This is a genomic window from Pseudomonas sp. BF-B-15 (genome assembly GCF_019946675.1).
Taxonomy (GTDB): Bacteria; Pseudomonadota; Gammaproteobacteria; order Pseudomonadales; family Pseudomonadaceae; genus Aquipseudomonas; species Aquipseudomonas migulae.
Window position 1 is genome coordinate 1 of the sequence record NZ_JAGYFZ010000163.1, and the last position, 7,940, is coordinate 7,940.

Here is a 7,940-nt window from a genome sequence, read left to right on the forward strand (position 1 = left end):
GTGAAAGCGGAATTCCACGTCCGGCGATTCGATCAGTTCCTGCTCGGCAGCGCGAACCCGCTCGATCACCTGAGCGATGTCCTTGGCGTCACCGTACTGGTAGGCCAGTTTCAGGTAACCCTGGAAGTGCCGCGCCTCGCTTTTCAGCAGACCGAAGTAGAACTTGCCCAGTTCCTCGTCCAGGTGCGGCACCAGCGCCTCGAACCGCTCGCAGCTGCGGGCTTCGATAAACGCACCGACTACCAGGGTATCGACCAGCTTGACCGGTTCATGGCTGCGCACTACTTTGCGCAGACCCGAAGCGTACCGCCCGGCCGACAGCTGGCGCAGCTCGATCTTGCGCTTCTTCATCAGGCGCATGACTTGTTCGTGGTGCACCAGCTCTTCCCGGGCGAGCCGCGACATCAGGTTGATCAGATCGACGTGGGAGTGATACTTGGCGATCAGGCTCAATGCCGTGCTGGCCGCCTTGAATTCGCAGTTCTTGTGGTCGATCAGCAAGGTTTCCTGATCGGCCAGCGCGGCCTGGACCCAGCCGTCAGGGGTGCGGCAACCGAGGAACTCGTGAATTTCGGGAAGGATCATGGGGCTCACGGACATAAAGGTTCAAAACGAAGGGCGCCGATTATACCGGCCCGCCGCCAGACCACCAGCCACGACCGTTGATATGTATCAAGTCCCGGATGCGCGACCAGCAACTATAGTTGTGCAACGCCATGCTTTTTTTCCCTCTGGAGATCCCGATCATGCAAGCCATTCGCAGCATTCTGGTGGTCATCGAACCCGAACACTCGGAAAGCCTGGCGCTTAAACGGGCCAAGCTGATTGCCGGGGTAACCCAGGCTCATCTGCATCTGCTGGTGTGCGACCGCAAGCATGACCACAGCGGCATGCTCGGTGTGCTCAAGGCAGCGCTGCTCGCGGATGGCTACAGCGTGACCACCGAGCAGGCGTGGAACGAAAGCCTGCACGAAACCATCGTCGATGTGCAGCAAGCCGAAGGTTGCGGGCTGGTGATCAAGCAGCATTACCCCGACAGCTCATTGAAAAAAGCCCTGCTGACCCCGGCGGACTGGAAACTGCTGCGTTACTGTCCGACTCCGGTGCTGCTGGTGAAAACCTCGAAACCCTGGGCAGGCGGTGTGGTCCTGGCGGCGATTGATGTCGGCAATACCGATGACGAACACCGTCACCTGCACAACATCATCATCGATCACGGTTATGACATTGCCAGCCTGGCCAAGGCGCATCTGCATGTGGTCAGCGCTCATCCTTCACCGATGCTGTCGGCGGCGGACCCTACGTTGCAGCTCAGCGAAACCATCGAGGCGCGTTACCGCGAACAGTGCATAGCGTTTCAAGCCGAGTTCGACATTGACAATGAGCACCTGCATATCGCGGAAGGTCCGGCGGATGTGTTGATTCCGTACATGGCCCACACGTTGGGCGCATCGGTGACCGTGATTGGCACCGTGGCGCGGTCCGGAATATCCGGCGCGTTGATCGGCAATACGGCGGAGGTGGTGCTGGATGCGGTGGAGAGCGATGTGCTGGTGTTGAAGCCGCAGGAGATTGAGGATCATCTGGAAGAGATGGTGTCTCATCATTGAGATTTGCGGAGCCCATCAGGGCGCCTTCGCGGGCAAGCCTCGCTCCTACAGGGTTACGTGTTCACCTGTAGGAGCGAGGCTTGCCCGCGAAGCTTTTAAGGGTTAACCCCCGAACGCATCCTTGAGGAATCCGGGCGCGATGTAACGCTGGTAATGCGCCTCGGAGAGCAAAAAGAACTCCCGATCAATCGCATCCCGCAGCTCCGGCAGGTTCCAGTCGCGAAACTCCGGCATCAACACCATCCCGTAGGCTTCCAGATTGTTGATCACCCGCGCGCCTCGGGCGATCAATTGATAGGCCCAGCAATATTCCGACTGATGCGGCACGAAGCGAATCTTGCGCTGCTCCAGTTGCAGACGCAGGCGCTGGGGATCGAAAACTTCCAGTTTGCTGGCCATCACCTGGGACAACAGTTGCTCCAGCCGCAGCCATACCGCGCGTTTTTCCTCCTCGTTGTAACCGTTCCAGTTGATCACTTCATGGTGGAAACGCTTGCAGCCACGGCAGACCAAGTCACCGTAAACAGTGGAGCAAAGGCCGACGCAGGGGGTCTTGATGGTCTGATTGGGCATAGGTCAACAAAGCACGGGAAAGCAGAACAGGCGGGCATGTTAGCCCTTTGTCTAACATTCATCACCCCTCAAAGTTGAGAGCCCAACTTACCTTTAAATTTTTTTTGCCGTAGAATCAGCCAGCCTTTTAAGGCGCCAATGTCCGTTAGAAGCTGTTTTCAAAGCGTCACGAGCACAGTCGTTCCTTCAGAGCGGTGTTGGCGAAGGGTTTTTCCAGCGGGGAAAAGCCCAACGCCAACCCTCATCAGCTCCCCGTTCTGCAGGCGTAAAACTTTGAAAGCAGCTTCTGTAAGGAATTGTCGGTAATTCTGGCTAAGTGGCCCACAACGCCACGCAGCGCATGAGTACGGCAATTTCGGGATGAGCGTCCCGGACACCCATTTGGGACCACTGATGAGGGTAATAACTGTGCTTGAAGCCTACCGCAAACATATCGAAGAGCGTGCAGCACTGGGTATCGTTCCCCAGCCGCTTAACGCCGAACAAACTGCAGGCCTGGTTGAGCTGCTGAAGAATCCCCCGGCTGGCGAAGAAGCTTTCCTCGTTGACCTGATCACCAATCGCATTCCGCCTGGCGTGGACGAAGCGGCCTATGTAAAGGCAGGTTTCCTGTCTGCCCTGGCCAAAGGCGAAGCCACTTCCCCTCTGATCGACAAGAAACGCGCTGTAGAACTGCTCGGCACCATGCAGGGCGGCTACAACATCGTGACCCTGGTTGACCTGCTCGACAACGCCGAACTGGCTGCTGTCGCTGCCGCTCAGCTCAAGCACACCCTGCTGATGTTCGATGCGTTCCACGACGTCGCGGAAAAAGCCCGCAACGGCAACGAACACGCCAAAGGCGTGATCCAGTCCTGGGCTGACGGCGAGTGGTTCCGCAACCGCCCTGTCCTGGCCGACAAGATCAGCCTGCGCGTGTTCAAGGTCACCGGCGAAACCAACACCGACGACCTGTCCCCTGCTCCGGACGCCTGGTCCCGCCCGGACATCCCGCTGCACGCCCTCGCCATGCTGAAAATGGCCCGCGAAGGCATCGTGCCTGACGTCCAGGGTGTCACCGGCCCGATGAAGCAGATCGAAGAAATGCGCGGTCAAGGCTTCCCTATCGCCTACGTCGGTGACGTGGTCGGTACCGGTTCTTCGCGTAAATCCGCCACCAACTCGGTGCTGTGGTTCTTCGGCGACGACGTTCCTTACGTGCCGAACAAGCGTGCCGGCGGTTTCTGCTTCGGCAGCAAAATCGCTCCGATCTTCTACAACACCATGGAAGATGCCGGCGCACTGCCGATCGAATTCGACGTTACCAACATGAACATGGGCGACGTGATCGACCTGTACCCGCATGCTGGCAAAGTCTGCAAACACGGCACCGACGAAGTCCTGACCACCTTCGAAATGAAGACCCCGGTCCTGTTGGACGAAGTTCGTGCCGGCGGCCGTATTCCGCTGATCATCGGTCGCGGTCTGACCGACAAGGCACGTGCTGAACTGGGCCTGGGCCCTACCGACCTGTTCAAACTGCCTGAAGCACCTGTCGACACCGGCAAGGGCTACACCCTGGCACAGAAAATGGTCGGCAAGGCGTGCGGTCTGCCAGAAGGCAAAGGCGTTCGTCCTGGCACCTACTGCGAACCGAAAATGACCACCGTCGGCTCTCAGGACACCACCGGTCCGATGACCCGTGACGAACTGAAAGACCTGGCGTGCCTGGGCTTCTCGACCGATCTGGTAATGCAGTCCTTCTGCCACACCGCGGCTTACCCTAAGCCGATCGACGTGACCACCCACCACACCCTGCCAGACTTCATCATGACCCGCGGCGGCGTTTCCCTGCGTCCGGGCGACGGCATCATCCACAGCTGGCTGAACCGCATGCTGCTGCCGGACACCGTCGGTACCGGTGGTGACTCGCACACCCGTTTCCCGATGGGCATTTCGTTCCCGGCCGGTTCCGGTCTGGTAGCGTTCGCCGCCGCCACTGGCGTTATGCCGCTGGACATGCCGGAATCGATCCTGGTGCGCTTCAAAGGCAAAATGCAACCGGGCGTCACCCTGCGTGACCTGGTTCACGCCATTCCTTACTTCGCGATTCAGGCTGGCCTGCTGACCGTCGAGAAGAAAGGCAAGAAGAACGCCTTCTCCGGCCGCATCCTGGAAATCGAAGGCCTGGACAACCTGAGCATCGAACAGGCTTTCGAGCTGTCCGACGCCTCGGCTGAACGTTCGGCTGCCGGTTGCACCATCAAGCTGTCGAAAGAGTCGATCACCGAGTACCTGAACTCCAACATCACCCTGCTGCGCTGGATGATCGGCGAAGGCTACGGCGATGCACGTACCCTGGAACGTCGCGCTCAAGCGATGGAAGCCTGGGTTGCCAACCCAGAGTTGATGGTTGCCGATGCTGACGCCGAATACGCTGAAGTCATCGAAATCGACCTGGCCGACATCAAAGAGCCTGTGCTCTGCGCGCCGAACGATCCGGACGACGCCCGTCTGCTGTCCAGCGTTGCTGGCGAGAAGATCGACGAAGTGTTCATCGGTTCGTGCATGACCAACATCGGTCACTTCCGCGCTGCCGGTAAACTGCTGGATCAGGTCAAGGGTCAGCTGCCAACCCGTCTGTGGCTGTCGCCGCCGACCAAGATGGACGCTCACCAACTGACCGAAGAAGGCTACTACGGCATCTACGGCAAGGCTGGCGCCCGCATGGAAATGCCAGGCTGCTCGCTGTGCATGGGTAACCAGGCACGTGTAGAGCCGAACTCGACTGTTGTGTCGACTTCGACCCGTAACTTCCCGAACCGTCTGGGTGACGGCGCGAACGTCTACCTGGCTTCGGCCGAGCTGGCGTCCGTTGCGTCCATCCTGGGTCGCCTGCCGACCGTCGAGGAGTACATGGAATACGCTGGCAAGATCGACAGCATGGCGGCTGATGTTTACCGCTACCTGTCCTTCGACCAGATCGCCGAGTTCCGTGAAGTTGCTGCGAACGCCAATATCCCGGTCGTTCAAGCCTAACGTTACAACGCTGTAAAAAACGCCGCCCATCGTGAGATGAGCGGCGTTTTTTTATGCCCGAAAGGTTTGCACCAATCCCCTGTGGGAGCGAGCCTGCTCGCGATAGCGGTAGTACATTCATATCGATGTTGACTGATCCTCCGCTATCGCCGGCAAGCCGGTCTCGCTCCCACAGGGTTATGCGGATAGCTTAAGGGCTTGCTGGACGGCAACATCGACGCTCAGGCCGCTGAGAATCACCTGCTCCAGTTCCTGCGCCGGCAACTTCGACAGCGCTGCTTTTGCCTGATGCTTGAGCCGCGCCAGGATCAGCAGTTTGTCCTCGGCACGCACCTGCAAAAAGAACGCTTCCAGCGCTTCGATGCTGGTGCCGTCCAGATCGGGCGACTCTTCGAGACTGAGGATAACCGTATGCACCGGCGGCTCCGCGTGCCGCGCCAGACGCAACGCACCACCGAGAATGCGCTCCACATTGGCGAAAAACAGCGCCTCGCTGGGCCGCACGATCAGCACACCGGGGATTTCCTTCGCGTCGGGATGTCGTTGCAGGTCAATAAAATCGTGACCTCCGGCCATTTGCCCCAACACCTGGATATCCGCCGATGACATCTGCTTGAGCATCAGCACCACGCTGATTGCCACTGCCAGCAGCAAGCCGTCCAGCACGCCCAGCACCAGCACCGCCGCCACCGCGCAAATCACCAGCAGGCGGTCGCGACGCCAGATGAAATACCGGCCCAACGGTTGAAGGCTCAAGCCACGGGCCAAGGCATGAATGACGATGGCGGCCAGCACCGGCTCGGGAGTCAGGGCGATCCACGGCAACACCGTCAGGACGATGAGCAGCACCACCCCGGCCGCCACAATCCCGGCCAGACGCGAACCGGCCCCCGCCGCTTCATTGGCCGATGTCGCAGAATAACCAGCGCCTGCGGGCATACCATGAAACAGTCCCGATAAAAGATTGGCCGCACCGAGGGCCAGCAGATCGCGGTTGGAAGACACCCGGTCGCCGTGTTTGAGCGCAAACGAGCTGATCGAGCCGTAAGACTCGGCATACAGGATCATCACCATGGCGAACGCGAGTTCACCCAAGCGCAACCAGTCAGTGAACGGCAACACCGGGAGCTGCGGCACTTCGAGACTCAGATCGATGACGCCGATCAGCTTGACCCCGTAGGCTGGCAGGTTCAGCCATTGGCCCGCCGCGATGCCGAGCGTCACCACCAGCAAACCGCCAGGCAAACGCCTGACCCGCGCGCACAGCCACAACACCAGCAACGCCACCGCCCCGACCAATGCCCCGACTTTATTCCACTGCGGCCACTGCTCCAGCAGTTGCGGCAGGAAACGGATCAGGTTGCCGGTGCTCAAGTGGACGTCGACGATGCTCGCCACTTGTTTGAGGATGATGGTCACGGCCAGCCCCACTGCAAAGCCGCGCAGCACCGGTTTGGCGATGAATGAGGTGACGCTGCCGAGCTTGAATAACCCGGCCAACAGGAAGAAACCTCCGGTCATCAGCACCAGGCCGATCGCCAGACTCATGCGCAAGGCCGGATCGCCATTGGCCAGCGTGGCGGTGGCGGCAGCCAGAACGGCCGCTGACGACGAGGTCGCGGACACGATGGCGAACCGGCTGGTGCCGAACAGTCCGTAACACAGCAGCCCGGCAAACAAGGCAATCACCCCGGCCTGTGGCGGCAACGCGGCAATGCTGGAATAGGCGACCGCCTCGGGCAGCAACAACCCGGCAATCGACAGGCCGGCCAGTACGTCCAGCCAACGGTCAGGTGTATCGGCACGGGGTTGCGCCGATGCGCCGGGGGTACGAGCCATGTAGCGTCTCCAGAGACGGCGCTTTACGGCGCGCCGATGCAGCCGCAGCTTAGCTGTTTATCCTTGGGGACAGGTGTTCTGGATCAGGTGCCATGCCATAAAAACGCTGGCCGTGTGCATATCCGTTTTTTTGGTAACGGCCGCTAATGGTTTCGCTTTTACAGCGAGTCACTTTCGAAAAGCGCGAAAGTAACCAAAGCGCTCTTGCCCCTTTCGTTCGGTGCCTCGCTGTGGCTCGGCATGCCCTCGCTCCGGTCCTGCTCCGTGGGCCCGCCGCGATCGGCCATCCTTGGCCGTGCGCGGCTAACCCGGCATCCATGCCGGGTTGCCCACTGCGCAGAACCTCCACTCGGCCTCTCGAGGGGGCGACTACCGCCACAGCCGCCGAGGCGGCCTGAAAGCCGACCTGGCTCATTTGCGTACGCGTTGTCCTTCTCTGATGCGCTCACTCATTCCGGACATGTACACCGATCCCCTGTAGGAGCCGGCTTGCTGGCGATGGCGGTGGGTCAGTCGACGCATTTATTGATTGGATGGACGCTATCGCCAGCAAGCCGGCTCCTACACGGGGATTGGGTTCACACGACTCAAAATTGTAGGAGCCAGCTTGCTGGCGATGGGCGTCAACGATAACGCGGGCTGTCTGAATGAACGCGTTGTCCAAACGCTTTTCGCCGGCAAGCCGGCTCCTACAGGAATCGTGTGTGCTTTTGATTTCCACCACTCATCAGGCCGAGCGTTAGCTCGCCTTCCGCTTTTGATCTTGAGGTACACGCCCCCTCGAGAGGCCGAGCGCAGGTTCTGCGCAGTGGGCAACCCGGCATGGATGCCGGGTTAGCCGCCCCCGGCCATGGATGGCCGATGGCGGCGGGCCCACGGAGCAGGACCGGAGCGAGGGTA

5 protein-coding genes are annotated in these 7,940 nt (G+C 60.1%); 2 read left to right on the top strand and 3 right to left on the bottom strand.

Going from position 1 to position 7,940, the window contains the following annotated elements; genetic code table 11:
* Nucleotides 1-585: tRNA-(ms[2]io[6]A)-hydroxylase (locus KGA97_RS28380; RefSeq protein ID WP_223481911.1), on the bottom strand; the 585-nt coding region annotated here is incomplete at its 3' end.
* 161 nt (nt 586-746) lie between these two features.
* On the opposite strand from KGA97_RS28380, the gene KGA97_RS28385 reads away from it, so the two are divergent.
* Entirely contained in the window at nt 747-1,610 is an 864-nt protein-coding gene (locus tag KGA97_RS28385; RefSeq protein WP_008028696.1) for a universal stress protein, read from the top strand.
* A gap of 102 nt (nt 1,611-1,712) precedes the next feature.
* On the opposite strand, the gene KGA97_RS28390 is transcribed toward KGA97_RS28385, so the two are convergent.
* Nucleotides 1,713-2,183, bottom strand: coding sequence for a DUF1289 domain-containing protein (locus KGA97_RS28390; protein WP_008028699.1), 471 nt, complete (start codon nt 2,181-2,183; stop codon nt 1,713-1,715).
* Nucleotides 2,184-2,591: 408 nt separating this feature from the next.
* Here KGA97_RS28390 and acnB point away from each other — a divergent pair, with 408 nt between their 5' ends.
* Nucleotides 2,592-5,201 carry a bifunctional aconitate hydratase 2/2-methylisocitrate dehydratase gene (gene acnB, locus KGA97_RS28395; protein WP_032832425.1) on the top strand — a complete coding sequence of 870 codons (2,610 nt, stop codon included), beginning with the start codon at nt 2,592-2,594 and terminating at the stop codon, nt 5,199-5,201.
* Nucleotides 5,202-5,378: 177 nt separating this feature from the next.
* Here acnB and KGA97_RS28400 read toward each other — a convergent pair whose 3' ends face one another.
* Nucleotides 5,379-7,040, bottom strand: a complete 1,662-nt coding sequence (locus tag KGA97_RS28400) for a SulP family inorganic anion transporter (RefSeq protein ID WP_223481912.1) — start codon at nt 7,038-7,040, stop codon at nt 5,379-5,381.
* Nucleotides 7,041-7,940 lie beyond the last annotated feature (900 nt).

Bases quoted from the DNA above. Each gene is read 5' to 3' on its own strand.
- KGA97_RS28385 (WP_008028696.1), top strand. From the start codon at position 747: ATGCAAGCCATTCGCAGCATTCTGGTGGTCATCGAACCCGAACACTCG.
- KGA97_RS28390 (WP_008028699.1), bottom strand. From the start codon at position 2,183: ATGCCCAATCAGACCATCAAGACCCCCTGCGTCGGCCTTTGCTCCACT.
- KGA97_RS28400 (WP_223481912.1), bottom strand. From the start codon at position 7,040: ATGGCTCGTACCCCCGGCGCATCGGCGCAACCCCGTGCCGATACACCT.